Raw genomic sequence first — 20382 nt, forward strand, 5'->3', positions numbered from 1 at the left:
CCGGCAATGGGAGCGCGCGAGGTCCAGGCAGGCAGAGTGCGGTCACCTGAGCCAAGTCCGCGTCCGCAATCACATCACAGATGAAAGGTGTCACTGTGTACGCAATCGCAAGCGCTGCCGCCCCGCCGCATGGGAAACCCGGCGGCGCGATCCTCGACCGCGTCCGGGCGACCTGAAGTGCGGCTCGCCATTGCCGGCGCCGGGCAGATCGTGGCCGACTTCCTCCCGTACGCCGCAGATGTTCCCGGCCTGACGCTCGCCGCGATCTTCGGCAATCCCCGCCGCTATGACAAGCTCCGCGCTCTCGCCACCGCCTACGACATCGGCACCGTTCACACCGATTACGACGCTTGCCTCGCTGACCCGCACGTCGACACGATCTGGGTAGCCTTGCCCAACGCGCTTCACTTCGAGTACTCACATCGAGCGCTGCTGGCTGGCAAACACGTCGTGTGCGAGAAACCGTTCGTGTTGCGAGTGGATGAGCTCGCTGAATTGCGAAGGGTCGCAACCGAGCGCGGCCTGATTCTCGTTGAGGCCATCAGCAACCAGTACCTGACGAATGTGAGGGCGATGCGCGAGCACCTGGCTGAGCTCGGAGACCTGCGGCTGGTGCAGTGCGAGTACTCGCAGTACTCATCCCGGTACGACGCATTTCGCGAGGGGACAGTCCTCCCGGCTTTCGACCCGGCGATGGGAGGCGGCGCTCTCATGGACCTCGGCATCTACGCTCTCCACCTGGTGGTGGGCCTGCTGGGGCGGCCGGAAGATGTCACCTACGTCGCACATGTGGAACGCGGCGTAGACACCTCCGGTGTCGCCGTGCTCCGCTACAACCACGCGACAGCCGTCTGCATCTGCGCCAAGGACTCCGCCGGACCCTCTCGAACGAAGCTGCAGGGAACCGACGGTGTCATCATCATGGACGGCACCCCGAACGAAGTTCCGTCGTTCGACCTCCGGCTTCGAGGCGCGGAGTCGCGACTTATCGCCGACAACCTCCATCCCCACCGCATGGTCGAAGAGTTCCGTGCGTTCGTCCGGATGGTCGATACCGCTGATCTCGCTGAGCGGGACCGTCGCCTGGATCACAGCGAGATCGTGCTCGACGTCGCCACCGCCGCCCTCGCATCAGCCGGCATCGTGCTCGGGTGACCTGGGCATCAGTACAAGCCGTTCGACCCGGAAGGAACTCACAATGATGAAACAAATCCCTGGTATCTCCGCACGGTTCCGGCCGTACCCAGACGGCCGATGGAAGGTCGACGAGACCGGTCGGATCACCGTGACGAGCATCCCTGGCACCGACATCTTCACTGACCCGGGCGGAGAGGACTCACAGGTCACCTCGACCACCCTTCACAGCGCAGCCACACTCCTCACTGATGCGCCGTCGGGGGATTTCCAGCTGAGCGCCCGGGTGAGCGTCGGCTTCTCGGATACCTTCGACGCCGGGGTTCTCTTCCTCCGACACAACCGCGACACGTGGGCGAAGCTTTGCTTCGAATACTCTCCGCAGGGCGAGCCGATGATCGTCAGCGTCGTGAACGACAGGGTGTCCGACGACGCGAACGCTTTCACCGTCGACTCCCGAAGCACCCACCTACGGATCTCTCGAAAAGGCAGAGTGTTCGCATTCCATGCCTCCCAGGACGGCAAACGGTGGACCTTCGTGCGGGCATTTGCGTTCCCCGATGCCGACTCGTCGCTTGAGGTGGGGTTTGAAGCGCAATCGCCGCACGGCGACGGGTGTGACGTCACCTTCGAGGACCCCGTCCTGACGGCGACCTCCATCACCGACTTCCGCGACGAGACCTGACGGGTCTGGCCGACTCGGGCCCCGCCCGGTCCCTGCTTTCCCGCGAGAACCCTCAGGCGGGTCGAGGCGCCGGACGAGCCGAGTGCATGAGCTCCGGCGGGGAGCCCTGGGGCCGAGCTAGCGCGAGATAAAACCCTGCCGCCTCGGCACGTGTATGTACACCGATCTTCCGGTAGATGCTCGAAATGTGGAACTTGACCGTATTCTGACTGATTCGCAAATCGGTGGCGATGTCTCGATTGCGGTGACCGGCAGCGATGCCTTGCAGCACATCGATTTCCCGCGGCCGCAAGGTGGCAGCAAGGGGATGCCCTGAAGTGAGGAGATGAGGTGGGTCTAGGGGGATGGTGATCGCCATCTCGGTGCCCCAGCCCGGCGTCGCGTGGACGACCAAGGTGCCACCCAAGGCCCCCACCCGGCGGCGGACGAGTTCGAATTGCGTGCCGTCCGAGGTCGGTTCTCCGCTGCCGTCGTCGCGCATCTCGACGAGCAGGTTGCTTCCATCACAGTCCCACTTGACACGCACTCTTCTGACGTCCGACCGATCTACAAGCGCGAGGATCGAACCCCGCACCACAGCGCGGGCGCCTTGGGCGACCTCGCTGGGGAGCGGCCGGCCGTCTTCGGGTGGCTCGACGAATTGCACGTCGATATCGCGATGCCGTGTGAACGGCCGGATATCCTCCCGGAGCCGGTTGAACGCGGTGGTGACCGGCTCCTCCGTCACAGTTCTGATCCGAGCGCTCGCTCTCCTGAGCCGTGAGATCCCGTTGGCGGCGATGCTCGTTGCTGTGAGGCGCGCAGCCCGATCTCCTAGTGAAGTCGACCGGAGAGCGGCCAGCAGTGATGCAAGGGTGGTCGAGTACTCGTCAGCGAGCTCAGCGAGCGCATCCATGCGCTCACCCGACGACTCTCGGGCAAGCTGAAGGTAGTCCGGCGGCGCTGCGTCGGCGAGGTCCTGGACGCGCAGCGCCACCACGTTCCATACTTGCGCGGCTCGCTCAATGCGCGCGCCTCGGCCGGTAGGGCCGGAGTCGTCAAGCTCCTCGCCGTGAAACGGGTTGGCCATGATCACCAATGCTCCGTTGCCCGACACCAATTGAAGTGACGGCAGGGATTTCCCGGCGACCAAGAGGTCCGTAAGCCGGCTGGAGTTGGGGCCAAGGCTCCGCCGATGCTCGTCCAAGTCGAGCAGCGACAGTGATTCGGCGAACTCTCGGTCGCCGGCGCTCGACACATGTCCGCCGGTGGCGCTGGCCGACAGGAGGAGCAGAGCGTCATGCGGTACGAACTCGGCAAGCAGGCGTGACAGGAGATTGGGAAGCTCCGTGACAGGCGAGGCGACAACCTCGGCCAGGTCTCGCAGAGTGTCCTCAGTGCAGCGATGTCCACCGTCGGGCATGGCCTCACTCTAGAGCCGAACCGCCCGTTCGGGTAGGTCAAACAGCCCCTCCGGGGAATGGCAGCCCCGGGCATCTCACGGCAAGGTCGATTCTGCCGGGACCCGCACCGGCCCGACTCAACGCTGAGAGGACGAGTATGTCTGGGAACAAGGCCGTCGCATATAAGGGCCCCGGGATCGTCGAGGTAGTCGACACCGCTTATCCGGAGTTCGAACTAAAAGACGGGCCCGGCGTGAACCCGGCGAACGTCGGACGGAAGGTGCCCCACGGCGCGATCCTCCGCACGGTGTCGACCAACATCTGCGGTTCTGACCAGCACATGGTGCGAGGTCGTACCACCGCCCCTGAGGGACTTGTTCTCGGACACGAGATCACCGGCGAGGTCGTGGAGGTGGGGCCTGATGTCGAATTCATCAAGGTCGGTGACATTGTCTCGGTCCCGTTCAACATCGCCTGCGGACGCTGTCGGAACTGCAAGGAGGGCAAGACCGGTATCTGCCTGAACGTCAATCCGGATCGGCCGGGAAGCGCCTACGGCTATGTCGACATGGGTGGATGGGTCGGGGGGCAGGCCGAGTACGTGCTGGTCCCGTACGCGGACTGGAACCTGCTGAAGTTCCCTGACCGTGACCAAGCACTGGAGAAGATCCTTGATCTGACGATGCTCTCCGACATTTTCCCGACTGGTTTCCACGGCGCGTACACCGCAGGTGTCGGGCCGGGTGCCACGGTCTACATCGCGGGCGCCGGCCCGGTGGGACTCGCTGCCGCCGTCGGTGCGCAGCTCCTCGGTGCGGCCGTCGTCATCGTTGGGGACCTCAACGAGGAGCGGCTCGCTCAGGCGCGTTCGTTCGGCTGCGAGACGGTCGATGTATCCGAGGGCGACCCCAAAGACCAGATCGATCAGATCCTCGGTGTCCCCGAAGTGGACTGCGGCGTCGACGCGGTGGGCTTCGAGGCGCGCGGACACGGATCCGATGCGTCGCACGAAGCGCCTGCGACGGTCCTGAACTCCCTCATGGACCTCACTGCCGCCGGCGGCGCTCTCGGAATCCCCGGGCTGTATGTCACGGGCGACCCGGGCGGAATCGATGAAGCCGCCAAGACGGGATCCCTTTCGCTGCGACTCGGTCTGGGCTGGGCCAAGTCGCTTAGCTTCACCACTGGTCAGTGCCCGGTCATGCGGTACAACCGGCAACTGATGATGGCCATCCTTCACGACAAGGTTCAGATCGCCCAGGCGGTCAACGCCACGCCTATCACGCTTGAAAAAGCTCCTGCCGGATATGCGGACTTCGATAAAGGCGCGGCCCGCAAGTACGTCCTCAACCCCAACGGATACATCGCGGCCTGAACACACTAACCCGGATCCGGGACCGCCGGCATCCAACTTCCAGAAAGGAAAAGACATGACCGTTACCCTCGAGGACGCCCGTCGCGTTATCGCCGCCGCCGAGAAACGCGCCGACGAGATCGGCCAGCCCATGAACATCGCCGTAGTTGACGCCGGAGGCAACCTCGTCTCCCACGTCCGTCAGGACGGTGCGTGGATCGGCAGCATCGAAATCTCCATCAGCAAGGCGTGGACGTCGAAGGCATTCGACATCTCGACCAAGGACCTGGGCGACAACTCCCAGCCGACCCAGCAATTCTTCGGCATCCACACCACCAACGCCCACGGCCGCGGTGTCGCCATTTTCGCAGGCGGCGTTCCGCTCAGCCGCGACGGTAGGGTCGTCGGCGCCATCGGGGTCAGCGGAGGCTCCGGCGAACAGGACCAGACCGTCGCTGAGGCTGGCGCCGCCGCGCTGTGACCTGACCGCGCAGGTGGGGCATGCCCGTGCCCCACCTGCGCCCTACGCGAAGCTAGACATGGCGACGAAGCCTCCGAAGAACGACATCGACGAGACCTGCGTGCACGTCACGCGGCCGAGAAGGACGCCGTGGGCGTGCCCGCGGTGCTGCACGCCCTGAGATTGCGAACGCGCAGATGGGCGCGGACTCGGCACTCGACTAACACATGGTTGTTCCCGACCTCGTTGCGGTATGCCTGTCGCATTCCGCAAGAACGGACTACGATGCGGGGGGTGGGAAGTGTCGAGCCCTACGAATCGAAGGCGGGCCGCCGGTATCGGGTGCGCTACCGCCGTCCGGACAATACGCAGACGGACAAGCGTGGGTTTCGCACGAAGCGGGAAGCGGAGGCCTTCTTGGCAACTGTGGAGGCTTCGAAGCTTCGTGGCGAATGGGTGGATCCCGCGCGATCGCGGGTCCGCTTCGCGGAGATTGCTGAGGCTTGGTATGCCAGCAAGATCCGTGTGAAGCCGACCACATTGTCCGGCTATCGAAACTCGCTCGACAAGCATGTGCTCCCGGGATGGGGCAGTGTGCGGATCGTCGACATCGATCACGCTCATATTCAGTCTTGGGTGAGGCAGCTTTCGACGGCGCTGTCTGCGTCGTCGACGCGCCAGGTCTTCCTCGTCCTGTCCGAAGTGCTTGCATTCGCGGTTCGCGATGGCCGCCTCGCCCGCAATGTTGCCGCTGACGTTGAGCTTCCAAGACTGTCCAAGTCAGAGCGGCACTACCTGAGCCACCTGCAGGTCCATGAACTGGCCGATGAAGTCGGGGAGTGGGGAACCCTGGTGAGGTTCTTGGCGTATAGCGGACTGCGCTGGGGTGAGGCTGCAGCGTTGCGTCCCGCCGACGTCGATCTGGCGAACCGTCTCGTGCACGTGCGGCGTGCTGTCGCCGACGTTCGCGGCGCGTTGGTTTGGGGGACACCGAAGACGTATGAACAACGCGTTGTGCCATACCCGTCGTTGCTCGACGAGGGAATGCGCGACCGCGTCGTCGGTGGGCGAAAGGATCTTGTCTTCTCCACGCGGGAGGGAGCGGTTCTCCGGGGAGGGAACTTCCGCCGTCGCGTGTTCGCGCCGGCCATTGCACGGCTGCGTATCGCTTCGTCGGACAGCTTTCCGCTCATCACTCCCAATGACCTGCGCCACACCGCCGCGAGCCTCGCGATCTCCGCGGGGGCGAACGTAAAGATCCTGCAGCGGATGCTCGGGCACGCTTCAGCCGCGATGACGCTAGACGTCTACGCAGATCGGTCGCTCGGACAAGACAACACTGCAATAAGCATCAAGGAGGGTTGCATGGCAGGCAAGTCCGAGCTGTTCAAGGACTCATCGGATGGTTATCGCTTTCGACTGAAGGCTGGGAACGGAGAAGTCATCGCGACTTCCGAGTCGTACACCTCGAAGTCGGCGGCGCAGAACGGCATCGACTCGGTGAAGTCCAACGCAGGTTCGCCGGTGGTCGATCTGACGTAGCAGTCACCCGCCACGTTGTTCAGGGCCGCGTTCGTGCCCACCCCGTGCCCACGAACGAGACGGAACGCGGCGGGCTCAAGTCGGTGAATAGGCGCGATGGGCGATGAATGATCCGCGAAATTTCGCGGAAGCTGTGTCGAACCGGATCGAATCAGCTTGAGAAGGAACGGTTCCGACGGAGTTCAAATCCCTCCGTCTCCGCCATATTCCGGCTGTTTCACCCTCGTTCTGCGACGTGGTCCCGGCGGGTTTGTTCCCGATCTGGCTGATTTCTTCCGAGATGTGGGCACGGCGTGGGCGACTCAGATATCCGCCGTCATCGGCTTCTCGGATGATGGTCGCGCTCGGCGCCATGCACCCCCGGACAGGCCATATGGGCTCGTCGAGGGAGCGACGCTCGGAGAGGCGACCTCGTCACTCAGCGACTGCGGCCCCTCTTGTGAGCGCCTCTCGACTGCGCTAGACACGGACTGACAGCCCCGGTACACGTGCACTGACCGAGTGACAGATTGGGGATCCTCGCCTCATGTCCGCGCCGACCGAAATCGCGGCGACCTCCAAACTCAACCTTCCCGCGCTGACGGCGATGGTGGTCGGCTCGATGGTGGGGGCCGGCGTGTTCCAGCTCCCGGCGCGCTTCGCCACCCAGACGGGCGTCTACGGCGCACTCATCGCGTGGACGATCGCGGGTCTCGGGATGCTGACCCTCGCACTGGTCTTCCAGACCCTCGCGGTTCGCAAGCCGCAGCTCGACAACGGCGTGTACGTCTATGCGCGGGAAGGATTCGGTCTATATCCCGGCTTCCTCTCGGCCGTCGGGTTCTGGGCCTCCACGTGCGCGGGGAACGCGTTCTATTGGGTGCTGATCATGACCACCCTTTCGCAGCTGTTCCCCGAGTGGCGTTCGGTTCTGGGAAACGGTGACACCTGGCCCGCCTTCTTCATCTCGGCGGCGGCGGTCTGGGGCTTCTTTCTGCTGATCCGGCGCGGCGTGAAGGAAGCCGCTGCGGTCAACTTCATCGTGACCGTCGCCAAGCTGGTCCCGCTCGGCCTCTTTCTGGTGCTCGTGCTCTTCTTCGTGCGCTGGGACGTGTTCGTCGGGAACCTCACAGGCGGATACGACGTCCCTGGGGGCGACTCGCTGTTCGCGCAGGTGCAGGGAACCATGCTGATCACGGTCTTCGTGTTCCTGGGGATCGAGGGCGCCAGCGTCTACTCGCGATACGCGAAGAAGCGGGAACACGTCGGCAAGGCGACCGTTCTCGGGTTCCTGTCGGTTCTGGCGCTCTTCGCGTCGATCTCCATCCTGTCGTACGGGATCCTGCCGAGAGCCGAGCTCGCAGAGCTCCAGCAGCCGTCCGTCGGCGGTGTCCTCGAGGCGGCGGTCGGGCCGTGGGGCGGCGCCTTCATCCGCGTCGGACTGATCATCTCCGTGCTCGGTGCCTACTTGGCATGGCAGCTCCTTGCCGCGGACGTCGTATACGCCGCCGCGAAGGACGACGACCTGCCACGCCACTTCGCGATCCTCAACCGCCGCCAGGTTCCCGAGCGTGCCGTGCTGTGGACGTCGGTCTTCGTCACCGTCATCCTGTTCGTCGTCCAGTTCGTCGACGACGCCCTGGACTTCACGCTGGACCTGACAGCCGCGCTGGCCCTTGCTCCGTATGCGCTTGCCAGCGCGTACGCCTTGAAGATCGCGATAACCCGAGACGGATACGGCCAGCACGCGGACGGTCGGACCCGCGATCTCGTGATCGCGGGCATCTCGACGATCTACACGGTGTTCCTCATCTGGGTCGCGGGGTACGTCTTCCTGTTCCTCGCCTGCATCCTGCTGGCTCCTGCGACCATCCTCTACATCATCGCGCGCAGGCAGCAGAACGAGCGGGTCTTCACTCGCCCTGGAATCGCCGTCTTCGCCGCGGTACTCGTGTTCGCCGTCGTAGGCGTCGTCCTGCTCGCAACAGGGGCCGTTCAGATCTGACCGCGCATCACCGCCCCCGAGAGGAGAAACCCCATGCCCCCCGTCACGTACGGCGTGCATTCCGAGGTGGGAAAGCTCAACAAGGTCCTCGTATGCCGCCCGGGACTCGCGCACGAGCGGCTCACGCCGAGCAACAACGACGCCCTCTTGTTCGACGACGTCCTGTGGGTTCAGAACGCGAAACGCGACCACTACGACTTCGTCCTGAAGATGCGGGACCGCGGCGTCGAGGTCGTCGAACTCCATGATCTCCTCGCGGAGACCCTCGCTGTGCCCGGTGCGAAGGACTGGCTCCTGGATCGGACGGTCCACCCGAACGGAGTGGGAACCGGCCTTGTCGCCGACACTCGTGCATACCTGGAATCGCTCGACGACACGACCCTCTCCGAACACCTCATCGGCGGCCTGTCGACCCGGGAACTGCCCGACAACTTCCGGCCCGGCTATGTCGCGCTCGCCCGGGAATCCAGCGGCGCCAACGAATACCTCCTTCCGCCGCTTCCGAACACCATCTACACGCGCGACACGACGTGCTGGATCTTCGGCGGACTGACGCTCAACCCCCTCTACTGGCCTGCGCGTCACGACGAGACGCTCTTGATGAAGGCGATCTACGAGTTCCATCCCGAGTACACGGCGAACACGGTGTGGTGGGGCGACCCCGAACTCGATTGGGGACACGCCACGCTCGAGGGCGGCGATGTCATGCCTGTCGGCAACGGAGCCGTGTTGATCGGGATGAGCGAGCGCACATCACGACAGGCGATCACCCAGGTCGCCGCGAAGCTGTTCGAAGCCGGTGCCGCGGAACGCGTCGTCGTCGCGGGCATGCCGAAGCTGCGCGCTGCCATGCACCTGGATACCGTGTTCACTTTCGCCGACCGCGACCTCGTCACGTACTATCCGGACATCGTCGACGGCATCCACACGTTCTCCCTACGCCCTGCCGACGACGGGGGAGTGGAGGTCACCGAAGAGAGCGAGCCGTTCATCGAGGTCGTGGCCGATGCGCTCGGCCTCGCGAAGCTCCGAACGGTCGAGCCCGGCGGTGGCTGGTACGCCGGCGAACGTCAGCAGTGGGACAGCGGCAACAACGCGGTCGCGGTCGAACCCGGCGTGGTCTTCACGTACGACCGGAACACTCACACGAACACGCTTCTGCGCAAGGCCGGCGTGGAGGTCATCACCATCGTCGGTGCCGAGCTCGGGCGTGGGCGTGGAGGCGGCCATTGCATGACCTGTCCGATCTCGCGCGACCCCGTCACCTTCTGAAGCGGCGACGGCGGATGCACCGCGCGCGTGCGAGGCGGAAGGCCAGGCTGCGACAAGCGCGACGCGCGCTGACGGGGATGGTGTCGGGGCAGCCTCAGCTGACGCCGATCGAGCCGAGGTCCGCACCCGCCCTTTCGCCGCGGATCAGCCGTTGGGGAATCCTTACGGGAGGCGTCCTGGCCCAGGGAATCGCACAGCTGGCGACCTTCTTCGTGGCGTACTTCGGCGCCGTGCCGTCGCTCGTGAATGCCGTCATCCACCCGTACGAGGAGGCAGCGTCGCCACGAGAGCTCGCGCTCGCCGCGTTCTGGTTCGCCGTCCTCCTCGTATCGCTGCTGGTCGTCGTCCTCATGAACCGGTTCGCCCGCTACATGCATCAGTGGTGGCTGGGTGAGGTGGCCGCTCGCGTCGCCGCGCACTACGACGTGCCATGGCCACTGATCTCGAAGGCGACGCGGTACAAGCCGCTCGCGACGCCGTACTGGCCGACGCGGAACCGAATCGTCCGACTGCACGACAAGCGCGGCTGGCTCTCCGGCGAGCCGACCATCGAGATTCTCGTGCCTGCCAGGCCGGATCGGCGCATGGTCGTCGCCGTTCGCAGACAGGCGGCCGCCGCCTCGGCGCGCGGCGAGGCGTTCGACGATGGATGACCGGCGATCAGGGCACCTCGCCTGCGTCGTGGCCGCCGCGCAGGCTTCGCGCGGATTCGGCTGAGAGGAGAGGCAGGTCATGGATGACTCCGCCGGCGCATGGCCGGTGTTCTGGCTCGAGTTGGCGGGCGCCATCCTGGTCGCCGCCGTGGCGTCTGTCGCCGTGATCGTCGTGCTGAGCCTGGTCGGCCGGAGGAGTCGCTTGGCGGCCGAGCTCGCGAGGCGTACTCGATGGCCGCTCCTGGTGACTCTGCCGCTGATCGCTGCAGCGCTTGTGACGGCCTATCTTCCCGACCCGGCGTGGAGCGCCTTCCTCGGGCACGCCCTGGTGATCACGGTCATCGCCAGCGGAGCGTGGCTCGTGGCGTCAGCATTCCTGGCGGGCGTCGACTACCTGGTAGCGAGGTCGGACGTGCCGGCGACCGACTCGGCTGACGCGCGCCGGAGCAGAACGCAGCTGTCGGTCTTGCGGCGGCTGGGGCTCGTCGTGATCATCGTCGTCGCCATCGGGGCGATCCTGATGACGTTCGAGGGCGTGCGGGCGATCGGCGTGAGCCTCCTGGCGTCGGCGGGAATCATCTCCGTCGTCGTCGGTCTCGCGGCGCAATCGACGCTCTCGAACCTGTTCGCGGGTGTGCAGCTCGCGTACAGCGAGGCGATCCGAGTCGGCGACGTGGTGGTCGTCGAAGGCCAGTGGGGTCGCGTGCACGACATCACGCTCAGCTATGTCGTCGTGGTGACGTGGGACCGACGGGTGCTGGTGCTCCCGTGCACGAGGTTCACCACCGCCCCCTTCGAGAACTGGAGCAAGATCGCCCCCGACCTGTCGGGACCGGTCGAGCTCGACCTCGACTGGCAGGCGTCGGTTCCGGCGCTGCGCGAACGGCTCGACGGGATTCTGGAGGCAACCCAACTGTGGGACGGCGAGGTCGCCCGAGTGCATCTCACCGAGGCCATGGGGGGCGTCCTTCGAGTCCGCATCCTGGTGAGCGCGGCCGATCCACCCACGCTGTGGGAGCTCAGATGTCACGTCAGAGAGTCGCTCGTGGAGTGGATTCGCGATGACCACCCCGAGTGGATCGTCCGGCACAGGCTGCTGGCGTCGCCGTACACGTAGCCGACTCCTTGAGCGAGGCCATGTTGCTGCGCGTTCCGTGGACCGGCCACGACAACACGCGCGGCGTGGTTCGCACCCGGCGGCGGCTCCATCCCTAGACCGGTCGCCGGCTCCGTTCGAGGGCGGGCACGGGCAGCTCGAGCCGGCGCGCCCGACGTGCGCGATAGACAGTGAGACCGACATGAAGTACAGTAATATTGCACATTGCACATGGTTCAGGCGGGACGCCTGCCGACTAGACAGGAGATTCGATGCCCTCGACTCAGCCTTGGCATGGCGTCAACGTCGCCACCACCCTCCCGATCGATCCCGACTTCTCCGTCAACTACGACGCTTTCGGTGAACACGTCCGGTTCCTGACATCCAACGGTGTCGATGGGATCATCCCGAATGGCTCGCTGGGGGAGTATCAGACGCTGACCGAGGACGAGCGCCGACAGGTCGTGGAGACCGCGTTCGCGGCAGCTGACGGTGCTGTCGTGATCCCGGGCGTCGGTGCCTATGGCGCCCTGGAGAGCGTCCGTCACACCGAGCACGCTGCTGAGCTGGGCGCACCCGCCGTCATGCTCCTCCCACCCAACGGGTACCGCGCCGGCGACGATGAGGTCATCGACCACTACCGTCGCGTCGCCGCCGTCGGCGTCCCGGTTCTGGCCTATAACAACCCCATCGACACGAAGGTCGATCTGCGACCGGAGCTGTTGGCCCGGCTCTACGCGGAGGGACTCATCGTGTCGGTGAAGGAGTTCTCGGGCGATGTACGCAATTCGTACGCCATCCGCGAGCAGGCGCCGGGGCTCGATGTCTCCATCGGCAGCGACGACGTGGTGTTCGAACTCGGTATCAACGGTGCCAAGGGCTGGGTGGCCGGATATCCGAATGCCATTCCGCAGTCCACCGTCGAACTGTACAAGCTGTCCACCTCCGACGACCCGGAGCAGTGGCGACGCGCACACGAGATCTACCGTGACCTCCACCCCCTGCTGCGCTGGGATTCCAAGGTCTGGTTCGTCCAGGCCATCAAGCTGTCGCAGCAGGTCGCGGGGGTCGCGCCGGCGGGCATCACAACCCGGCCGCCGCGCCTTCCCCTGCCCGCCGAGGTGCAGGCTCAGATTATCTCCGACACCGAGGCCGTGCTCGCCAAGGGCTATCGCTGATCGCCCGGCGCTGATGGCGGCTTCTGGCTCCGCGCCGGCGATTCCCGTACTCGGCGACGACGCCTTCGAGCATCTGACGCCGGAGGTCACGGTCGAGTCCCTCGAGCACGCCTTGCTCGAGGGCCTCGACATCGAGTCCGATCCGCCACGCCTGTTCAGCCCGCTCCGGGCCGGCGAGTTCCTCCTCATGCCGTCAGAGACCGCGACGCACGCCGGCATCAAGGTGGTGACGATAGCCCCCGGCAACGGCGAGCGGGGGTTGCCGCGCATCCATGCCTGGTACCTGCTCTTCGACGCAGGCACGCTCCAGCCTCTCGCGATCGTCGACGGTGCGCGGCTCACGCTCGCGCGCACCGCAGCGGTGACCGCCTTCGCGGTTCGCGGCCTGCTCAAGGCCGCGACCCGCGGCGCCGGCGAGGGCCTCCGTATCCCGCACCTCGCGGTCATCGGGTCCGGACCGCAATCGGAGGCGCACGTTCGTGCCCTCGCCGCCCTGATGCCCATCGGTGGAGTCTCCCTCTTGGGTCGGAACAACGAACGGGTGGCGGCGCGTGCGGCCGTACTGGCGGATCTGCCGTTCCCGGTGCAGCCCGCGGACCGTAGTCGGCTGCCGGGCGCCGACGTGATCGTCACGGTGACGTCATCCCAGAGGCCTGTGCTGCATCGCGCCGACGTCGCCGACCATGCCGTCGTCGCCGCGATCGGCTCCCACGGGCCCGCGAACCGTGAGCTGGGTGACGACATCATCCTCGACGGTGATCTGGTCGTGGAGTCGCGGGCGTCGGCACTGCGAGAGAACGGCAACCTGCTGCGCGCGCGTCCGGCGGAGGAGTGGCACGTGCCGGCGCTCCGTCCCGCCAACCTCGCGGATCTCGTCGTCGGCCGTGTCAACCGTCGCGCGGGTCACCCTGCTGTGTATACGGGCGTCGGCATGGCGTGGGAGGACCTCGTCGTGGTCGCGCGTCTCGTGGAGAACGAACGCCGCAGCCGCCCCTGAAAGGCAGGCAACCCGTGCACCGCGGAATCAGGACACTTCTGTTCTGAGCGCGTCGCGGCGAGCGCTCATCGCCCCCTCGACAGTGGCGTCCAGGTCGCTGATCACGGAGACGAACGTCGCGCCGTGCCGGATGAACGCTCGCGCGCGTTCGGTCGTCCCGGCGAATCCGCCGAATCGGATCTCCGCCGCGCGTGCGGCTGCCGCGATTCGTGGGATGGGTGCGTCCGCGGAGGTGTGAGACAGGAGAGCGTCGACTGTGGTGTCGAGGGCGAGGGCTAGGTCGAAAGGACCGACGAACAGCATGTCGACGCCGTCGACGCGCGCGATGTCGTCGACTGCGGCGAGGGCAGCCGACGTCTCGATCATGATCCCGATCGTCACGCCCGCGTTAGCGGCGGCGAGATCGTCGGCTGCACCGAACGCAGCTCGGATCGGGCCGACGCTTCGCGTACCGATGGGTGGAAAGCGCGCAGCCTGGGTGACCGCTCGTGTCTGCTCGACGGAGTCGATCAGCGGCACGATCACCCCCGCGGCACCTGCGTCCAGGGCGCGCCCGATGAGGTCATGGTCCGCGGATCGCGGACGGACGTAGACGCGAGCGGCGTCCTGCCGGGCGCCGCCGCCGAGCAGATCGAGCGCTCCAAGGACGGACAGGTCGGACCACCTGCCGTGCTGAGCATCCAGGCACACCCAGTCCAGGCCTGAACGCGCCAGCGCCTCGACGACCGGCGCGGAACCGGAGAAGCTGAAAGCTCCGAGGTGCACGGGCTCGCTCATCCGGCCGGGCCCGGTTCGGTCGCCAGCTGCCGGGCGCGGTCGAGGCCCGCCGCAGAGGCGTCGATCACCAGTTGCCCGAGACCGCGGGCCTCGAACACCTCCACGGCGCTGTGCGTCACGCCCCCGGGGCTGGTGACTCTGCGCCGAAGGGTGCGGAGATCCTCACCCGACACTTCGAGAAGGCGTGCCGCGCCGATCAGCACCCTCCGAGCCATCCTGTCGGCGTCGCGGGCGGCGAATCCTTGCGCAGTCATGGCGGCGGCGAGCTCTTCGGTGAACAGGTAGATGAATGCCGGCGCGGAGCCGGTCAGCACGGTCATCGAATCAAGTTCGTCTTCGTCGACGTCTACGACATCGCCCAGGTGACGGAAGAGCGTTCGCACCCGATCGATGAGTGCAGGGTCGCCATCGCCGACGATGCCTGCGACGCCTTGATTGACCTGAGACGGGGTGTTCGGGAGGACACGCACGATCGTGGGACTCGCACCCAGGCCGGCGCGGAGTGTCTCGATTCGGACGCCGGCCGCGACGGAGACGACGATGGCGCCCGTGCTGGTGATCGTGTCGGCGATCCGGGGCAGGAGATCTCGCACCATCCACGGCTTGACAGCGATCAGCACGATGTCCGCTTCCGCCGCGGCATGCCGCACGGCGTCGGGGTCGCTCTGGAGGCTGAGCGCCCTGGTGACGCTGCCGGCGAGCTCGGCTGCCCGCTCGTCGCGTCGCGAGACCGTCACGATGTCGCGGAACATCTCACCCCGTGCGGCCCAGCCGGCAACGAGCGCTCGCGCCAGAGATCCCGCACCGATGACGCACAGAGACGGCGATGGGTTCACGTGTCACCGCGGCGCACGCACGATGCGGCCCGCCTGGACGATCGTCCTGGCGCGGGACTCCGAGACGATCACCTCGATGTCCTGCAGCGGGTCGCCCGACCAGACGACGACGTCGCCGGCAGCGCCCACGCCGATGCGGCCGAGATCCGGCCGCTGCAGGACGGCCGCGTTCCCGGTCGTCAGTGCGCGCAACGCTTCGAACGCACTGGAGGCCTCGGCCTGCAGGCGCACCCCGATGAGCTGGTCGGAGGCGAGGTCTCCCATCAGATCGGATCCGAAACCGACTGTCACCCCCGCGGTCAGGGCGTGGCGGACGGCGTCGCGCCCCGCGTCGAGCACGAGTCGGTTCTTCTCCGCCGAGATCGGGGAGAGACCCACCTCGTCTCCCCGGCGGTCCATCGCATCGTATGCGGCGAGCGTCGGCACGAGAACGGCTCCCCGCTCCGCCATGGCACGCGCGGTCTCGGCATCCAGCAGGTTGCCGTGCTCGATGGAGCGCACGCCATTGTCGATGGAGTGGCGGATGGCCTCGGGGGAGTAGGCATGCGCGGCCACGTAACTGCCACGACGCGCCGCCTCGTCCGCGACGGCACGCACCTCCTGCGGGGAGTACTGGGGAACCCGCAGCGGATCCGTCAGCGAAGCCACGCCGCCGGACGTCATCAGCTTGATTGCGTGCGCGCCATGGTGGAAGCGGGACCGGACAGCGGTGCGCAGCGCGTCGACGCCGTCGACGAGCTCGCACATGTGCCCGCCGTGGAAGCACAGGTCCTGTTCGGCTCCACGGTGATCGCCGTGACCGCCCGTCTGGCTCAGCGCAGCCCCTGTCCAGAGGTATCGCGGCGAGGGAAGCAGTCCTTGCGCGATGGCCGCCGACAGGCCGGCGTCCCCGCCGGCGACGTCGCGAACGGTGGTGAACCCCCGGCCGAGCGCGGCTTTCAAGCGCGCGGCGCCGGCCAGGGCCAGATAGCTGAGGTAGGAGCTCTCGATGCGACTGGTGTTCATCGAGACCGCGTACGCGTGGAAGTGCGCGTCGATAAGCCCGGGTGTGACCACGCGCTCCTTCGCATCGATCACCTGCTCGCCGGGTGAGACGTCACCCACCTCGACGATGACGCCGTCCGCGATGCGGACACCTCCCGGGGTGAGCTGCTCGGACTCCCCGTCGAACACGAGCGCATTGACGATCGTGAGATCCGCCATCAGGATGCTTTCGCCCGCAGCTCGGCGGTGGCGTGCTCGTCCACATCGAAGGTGTCCACCACGAGCGCGACGCCGTAGCGTGACGCCGCGGCCTCCCGGGAGACGAAGCCGTTGCGCACATCCCGGGCGACCGCGGCCGGATCGCGCTCGAATGCCGGCCCCCAGCCGCCGCCACCGCCGGTGGCGTTGACCAGCAGGTCGCCGGGCTCGAGGTGGCTGTATTCACCAGAGCCGCGGCGCTCCGCGGGGGTGCCGGGATTGATCGTCATCCCGTTCGGCAGCGCCTCGTCGCCGCCGGCGACGGCCCAGGGGGCGCTCGTCTTGTACACCAGTCCGATCCCGACCGAGGCAGCGGTGAATCGGTACGCCCGGGACACGCCCACCCCGCCGCGGTGCTTCCCCGGGCCGCCGGAGTCGGGGCGGTAACCGTAGTGCTCGATGATCATCGGCGACTTGGCCTCGAGCACTTCGACCGGGTTGTTGCGGCAGCCCGGCTCGGAGAAGTGCATGATGCCGTCCTCGCCGTCTCCGCCCGAGTGGCCGCCGAATCCGACGGCTTCATTGGTCGCTTCCAACCAGGACTCGCCGGCGCGGGGGTTCACACCGAGGCCCATCATGGAGTTCACGTCACCGCCGGAGCTCGCGGGAATGAGGTCGGGCATGCCTTGAGCGAGCGCCTTGAGCACCACTTCGCCGGCGAGCAGGCCGGTCCACAGCGTGAACGTGGGCATCGGCGGCACGGCGTGCATGACGCTGCCCTCGCGCGTAATCACCCGCAGGGGCGCGAAGTTGCCCGCCACCACCGGGGTGTCCGGGGTGGTGAGCGACTTGAACACGAGGGAGCACAGAGCCTCCGTCTGCCCCAGCGGCAGGTTGATCGGCCCCTTCACGCCGGTGGCACTGTCAGACCAGTCGATGATGAACTCGTCGTCGGTGATCGTCACCACGGCGTCCATCCTCACCGGAGTGGATTTGTCGACGCCGTCGCTGTCCATGAAATCGTGCGCGCGCCAGGTGCCCTTCGGAAGCTTCGACAGTCCGATGCGAGCGAGCTTCTCGCCATGCTCGTTGATGGCGGCCATCGCTTCGAACAGGGTCTCGACACCGTACTTGTCGGCGATCTCGCGGGTGCGGACGGCGCCGGCGTGCACTGCCGAGACCTGTGCCTGAAGGTCACCGATGGTGCGATCAGGCATGCGGCTGTTGAAGCGGATGATGTTGAAGATGTCGTCGCACTGACGGCCTCCCTGATACAGCCGCGTGCCGGGGAAGAAGATGCCCTCCTGGTACATGTCGGTGGAATCGAGCACGTACCCCGCGTCCTTCTGCATGAGGTCGAGGACATGGATGCGCACCGACGCGAAGCCGATGAGTCGTCCGTCGCCGGCGTGGATGGGGGCGAAGACGAGGGTGTCCAGCGTGTGGGCGGATGACCAGTACGGGTAGTTGAGGAGGAACACGTCTCCTTCACCCATCGCCTCGACACCGAGGAACTCGATAGCCTTCTTGATCCCGTAATCGTTGCCGCGTGTGAAGATCGCGATGCCAGGGGCGTCGGCGACGACATCTCCCGCGACATCGTGGATGCCCACCCCGTAGTCGTGGATCTCGTAGACGACGGTGTTGTAGGCGGTACGGCACAGGTTGTGCGCGACTTCGGCAGCGGCGGCGATCAGCGCGTGGCGGATGACTTCGGTCGTGATGGCGTCGCTCATCGCAGTGCTCCTTCCAGGACGGAGTTCGGGAGGCCGGCGGCGGACTCGGTTCCGATCGCGATGAGCAGCTCGCCGTAACCGCCGACGGTGAGCTCGTCACCGTCGTGGAGCACCGTTGTGGCAGTGTGCTCGGTGATGACGGCGGGCCCCTCGATGCGGTCACCAGCCTGCAGCTGCTCGCGCGAGTACAGGCCGTACGTCCGCTCGCTGCCGTCCGCCAGATGAACCGTGCGGTCGCCCAGCCGGACCACAGCGCCGCTGGTCCGGGCGGCCACGGTGGGCAGCGACGGCTTGTCGATGACACCGATGCCTCGCAGGCGGAGCGTGGTGATCTCGATGGGGTCGCTCATGGTGTGCCCGTATTGACGCTCGTGCAGTTCGGAGAATTCGGCTTCGACGGACGGTGTGAAACCGGCGTCGAAGGCGGGGCATGCGACGGTGACGGAGTGCTCCTGCCCGGCGTAGCGGACGTCGATGGTGCGGATCATGCGACGGTTGGCAGCGTCGAACCCTTCGGAAGCCAATGCGGCTTCGGCGGATGCCTCGAGTCGTGAGAAGGCTTCCTCGACCGAACTCACATCGAGATCCTGCAGCGGTGAGATCGAGGTGAGTGAGAAGTCGTGCTGAACGTCTGCCATCAGCATGCCGAGCGCGGAGAACGCCCCCTGGCCCGGTGGCACGATGACGGTGGGGATGCCGAGCTCGTGGGCGACGTCCACCGCGACCAGCCCGCCCCCTCCGCCGAACGACAGCAAGGCGAAGTCCTTCGGATCCAGGCCGAGTTCGACGGTGATGCCGCGGACCGCGCCGACGATCTTGGTGGTGGAGATGCGCAGCATCCCGCGGGCGACATCCCGCGGCGACAGGCCGAGGGGTGTGGCGATCGCGGCCAGCGCATCGACGGCGGCCTGCTCGTCGAGCACCAGCGTGCCGCCGAGCGGCGTGTCGGCGCCGAGGTAGCCGACGGCCAGTGCGGCGTCGGTGAAGGTCGGCTGCGTTCCGCCACGTCCGTAGGAAGCCGGCCCGGGAACCGCCCCCGCGCTCTGAGGTCCCACCTGCAGAGCGCCGGCCTCGTCGAGCCAGCCGAGTGAACCGCCGCCGGCGCCGATCGTCTGGATGTTCAGCGACGGCGTGGTGATGGGGAGACCCTCGAACTCGGCGCCGCTGTGACGCAGTGGCTCGTGGCCGAGCACGAGGGAGGCGTCCAGGCTCGTTCCGCCCATGTCGATGGTGACGAGATTGGGGATGTCGATGAGCCTGGAGAACGCTGCGGCGCCGATGACGCCACCGGCGGGGCCGGAGAGGATGAGATTGACTGGCTGTTCCCTCGCGGATTTCGCGGTCATGGCCCCGCCGCCCGAGCGGGACATCAGGAAGCGGCCGTCGAAGCCGCGCTCGGCCAGCTCCGCTTCGAGGACCTCGAGATAGCTGCGCACGATCGGCTTGATGTACGCGTCCAGGACGGCGGTGCTGGTGCGCTCGTACTCTCGGTATTCACGGGCCAGCTCGTGGGAGAGAGTGACGTCGACGTCCGGTGCGACCTCCCGGAGGATCTCCCGCATCTGAAGCTCGTGTTCGGCGTTGGCATATGAGTGCAGGAAGGCGACGGCGACCGACCGGTATCCGCCGTCCCGGATGAGGCGCGCGACGCGACGGGCGTCGTCGGGGTCCAACGGCATACCCACCGAGCCGTCGAAATAGCTGCGCTCCATCACCTCGAACGTGTCGGCGCGCTCGACCAGCGCTGCCGGCTTGCGGTACTTGATGTCGTACATGACCTTTCGGTCGGTGCGGCCCAGCAGATAGACATCACGGAAGCCGGCCGTCGAGATGATCGCGGTTCGCGCTCCGTTGCGCGTAAGCAGCGCGTTGAGCCCGAGGGTCGTGCCGTGATTGAACATGACCGTCTCGCGGAAGTCTGCCTCGGCGGCGGCGAATCCGTCCAGCACGCCTTCGGTCGGCGCGGAGGGGGTGGTCGGAACCTTCTCGAACCGGATGTCGCCTGTCGCCGGGGTGAGCTTGACGACATCGGTGAACGTGCCGCCGACATCGATCGCAACGCGGACTTTGTCAGTCATGGGGGTCCTTTCAGGAGAGAAGGAAGGGTCGACGCG

The 20382-nt window shown here is 66.5% G+C and carries 17 protein-coding genes; 11 read left to right on the forward strand and 6 right to left on the reverse strand.

The features are described 5' to 3' along the window. Window positions 1-129: 129 nt before the first annotated feature. Complete coding sequence (locus AC3ANN_RS01660; RefSeq protein ID WP_488339276.1) at window positions 130-1155, forward strand: Gfo/Idh/MocA family protein; 1026 nt, start codon at window positions 130-132, stop codon at window positions 1153-1155. Window positions 1156-1198: 43 nt separating this feature from the next. Continuing rightward, the gene (locus tag AC3ANN_RS01665) at window positions 1199-1819 is read left to right on the forward strand and encodes a DUF1349 domain-containing protein (protein ID WP_488339277.1); all 621 of its coding nucleotides are present in this window, start codon (window positions 1199-1201) and stop codon (window positions 1817-1819) included. A gap of 52 nt (window positions 1820-1871) precedes the next feature. On the opposite strand, the gene AC3ANN_RS01670 is transcribed toward AC3ANN_RS01665, so the two are convergent. Next, window positions 1872-3221 carry a LuxR C-terminal-related transcriptional regulator gene (locus AC3ANN_RS01670; RefSeq protein ID WP_488339278.1) on the reverse strand — a complete coding sequence of 450 codons (1350 nt, stop codon included), beginning with the start codon at window positions 3219-3221 and terminating at the stop codon, window positions 1872-1874. 137 nt (window positions 3222-3358) lie between these two features. Here AC3ANN_RS01670 and fdhA point away from each other — a divergent pair, with 137 nt between their 5' ends. The 9 genes from fdhA (at window position 3359) to AC3ANN_RS01715 (ending at window position 13737) form a co-directional block, all read left to right on the forward strand. Further along, entirely contained in the window at window positions 3359-4576 is a 1218-nt protein-coding gene (gene fdhA / locus AC3ANN_RS01675; protein ID WP_488339279.1) for a formaldehyde dehydrogenase, glutathione-independent, read from the forward strand. A 55-nt stretch (window positions 4577-4631) separates the two neighbouring features. Next, the gene (locus AC3ANN_RS01680; RefSeq protein WP_488339280.1) at window positions 4632-5036 is read left to right on the forward strand and encodes a GlcG/HbpS family heme-binding protein; all 405 of its coding nucleotides are present in this window, start codon (window positions 4632-4634) and stop codon (window positions 5034-5036) included. Window positions 5037-5309: 273 nt separating this feature from the next. After that, window positions 5310-6557, forward strand: a complete 1248-nt coding sequence (locus tag AC3ANN_RS01685) for a DUF1508 domain-containing protein (protein WP_488339281.1) — start codon at window positions 5310-5312, stop codon at window positions 6555-6557. 526 nt (window positions 6558-7083) lie between these two features. After that, entirely contained in the window at window positions 7084-8541 is a 1458-nt protein-coding gene (locus AC3ANN_RS01690) for a basic amino acid/polyamine antiporter (protein WP_488339282.1), read from the forward strand. Between the two features lie 33 nt (window positions 8542-8574). Beyond that, on the forward strand, window positions 8575-9813 hold the full coding sequence (locus AC3ANN_RS01695) for an arginine deiminase (protein WP_488339283.1): 1239 nt from the start codon (window positions 8575-8577) through the stop codon (window positions 9811-9813). 80 nt (window positions 9814-9893) lie between these two features. Then, a complete protein-coding gene (locus AC3ANN_RS01700; RefSeq protein WP_488339284.1) occupies window positions 9894-10466 on the forward strand; it encodes a hypothetical protein in 573 nt (190 codons plus the stop codon). Window positions 10467-10545: 79 nt separating this feature from the next. After that, window positions 10546-11583, forward strand: a complete 1038-nt coding sequence (locus AC3ANN_RS01705; RefSeq protein ID WP_488339285.1) for a mechanosensitive ion channel family protein — start codon at window positions 10546-10548, stop codon at window positions 11581-11583. Between the two features lie 251 nt (window positions 11584-11834). Continuing rightward, window positions 11835-12740 carry a dihydrodipicolinate synthase family protein gene (locus tag AC3ANN_RS01710; RefSeq protein ID WP_488339286.1) on the forward strand — a complete coding sequence of 302 codons (906 nt, stop codon included), beginning with the start codon at window positions 11835-11837 and terminating at the stop codon, window positions 12738-12740. Between the two features lie 13 nt (window positions 12741-12753). Next, complete coding sequence (locus tag AC3ANN_RS01715) at window positions 12754-13737, forward strand: ornithine cyclodeaminase family protein (protein WP_488339287.1); 984 nt, start codon at window positions 12754-12756, stop codon at window positions 13735-13737. 27 nt (window positions 13738-13764) lie between these two features. Here AC3ANN_RS01715 and AC3ANN_RS01720 read toward each other — a convergent pair whose 3' ends face one another. The 5 genes from AC3ANN_RS01720 to AC3ANN_RS01740 are packed head-to-tail and all read right to left on the reverse strand — an operon-like array spanning window position 13765 to window position 20346. Continuing rightward, entirely contained in the window at window positions 13765-14502 is a 738-nt protein-coding gene (locus AC3ANN_RS01720; RefSeq protein ID WP_488339288.1) for an HpcH/HpaI aldolase family protein, read from the reverse strand. Between the two features lie 8 nt (window positions 14503-14510). Continuing rightward, window positions 14511-15350 carry a pyrroline-5-carboxylate reductase gene (proC, locus tag AC3ANN_RS01725; protein WP_488339289.1) on the reverse strand — a complete coding sequence of 280 codons (840 nt, stop codon included), beginning with the start codon at window positions 15348-15350 and terminating at the stop codon, window positions 14511-14513. Window positions 15351-15353: 3 nt separating this feature from the next. Continuing rightward, a complete protein-coding gene (locus AC3ANN_RS01730; RefSeq protein ID WP_488339290.1) occupies window positions 15354-16553 on the reverse strand; it encodes a metal-dependent hydrolase family protein in 1200 nt (399 codons plus the stop codon). Further along, on the reverse strand, window positions 16553-18268 hold the full coding sequence (locus AC3ANN_RS01735) for a hydantoinase B/oxoprolinase family protein (protein ID WP_488339291.1): 1716 nt from the start codon (window positions 18266-18268) through the stop codon (window positions 16553-16555). The genes AC3ANN_RS01730 and AC3ANN_RS01735 overlap by 1 nt, the downstream gene beginning before the upstream one ends. After that, window positions 18265-20346, reverse strand: a complete 2082-nt coding sequence (locus AC3ANN_RS01740; protein WP_488339292.1) for a hydantoinase/oxoprolinase family protein — start codon at window positions 20344-20346, stop codon at window positions 18265-18267. Before AC3ANN_RS01740 ends, AC3ANN_RS01735 begins: the two co-directional genes overlap by 4 nt. Window positions 20347-20382 lie beyond the last annotated feature (36 nt).

The sequence above is a fragment of the Microbacterium sp. STRO-2N genome (assembly GCF_057747775.1).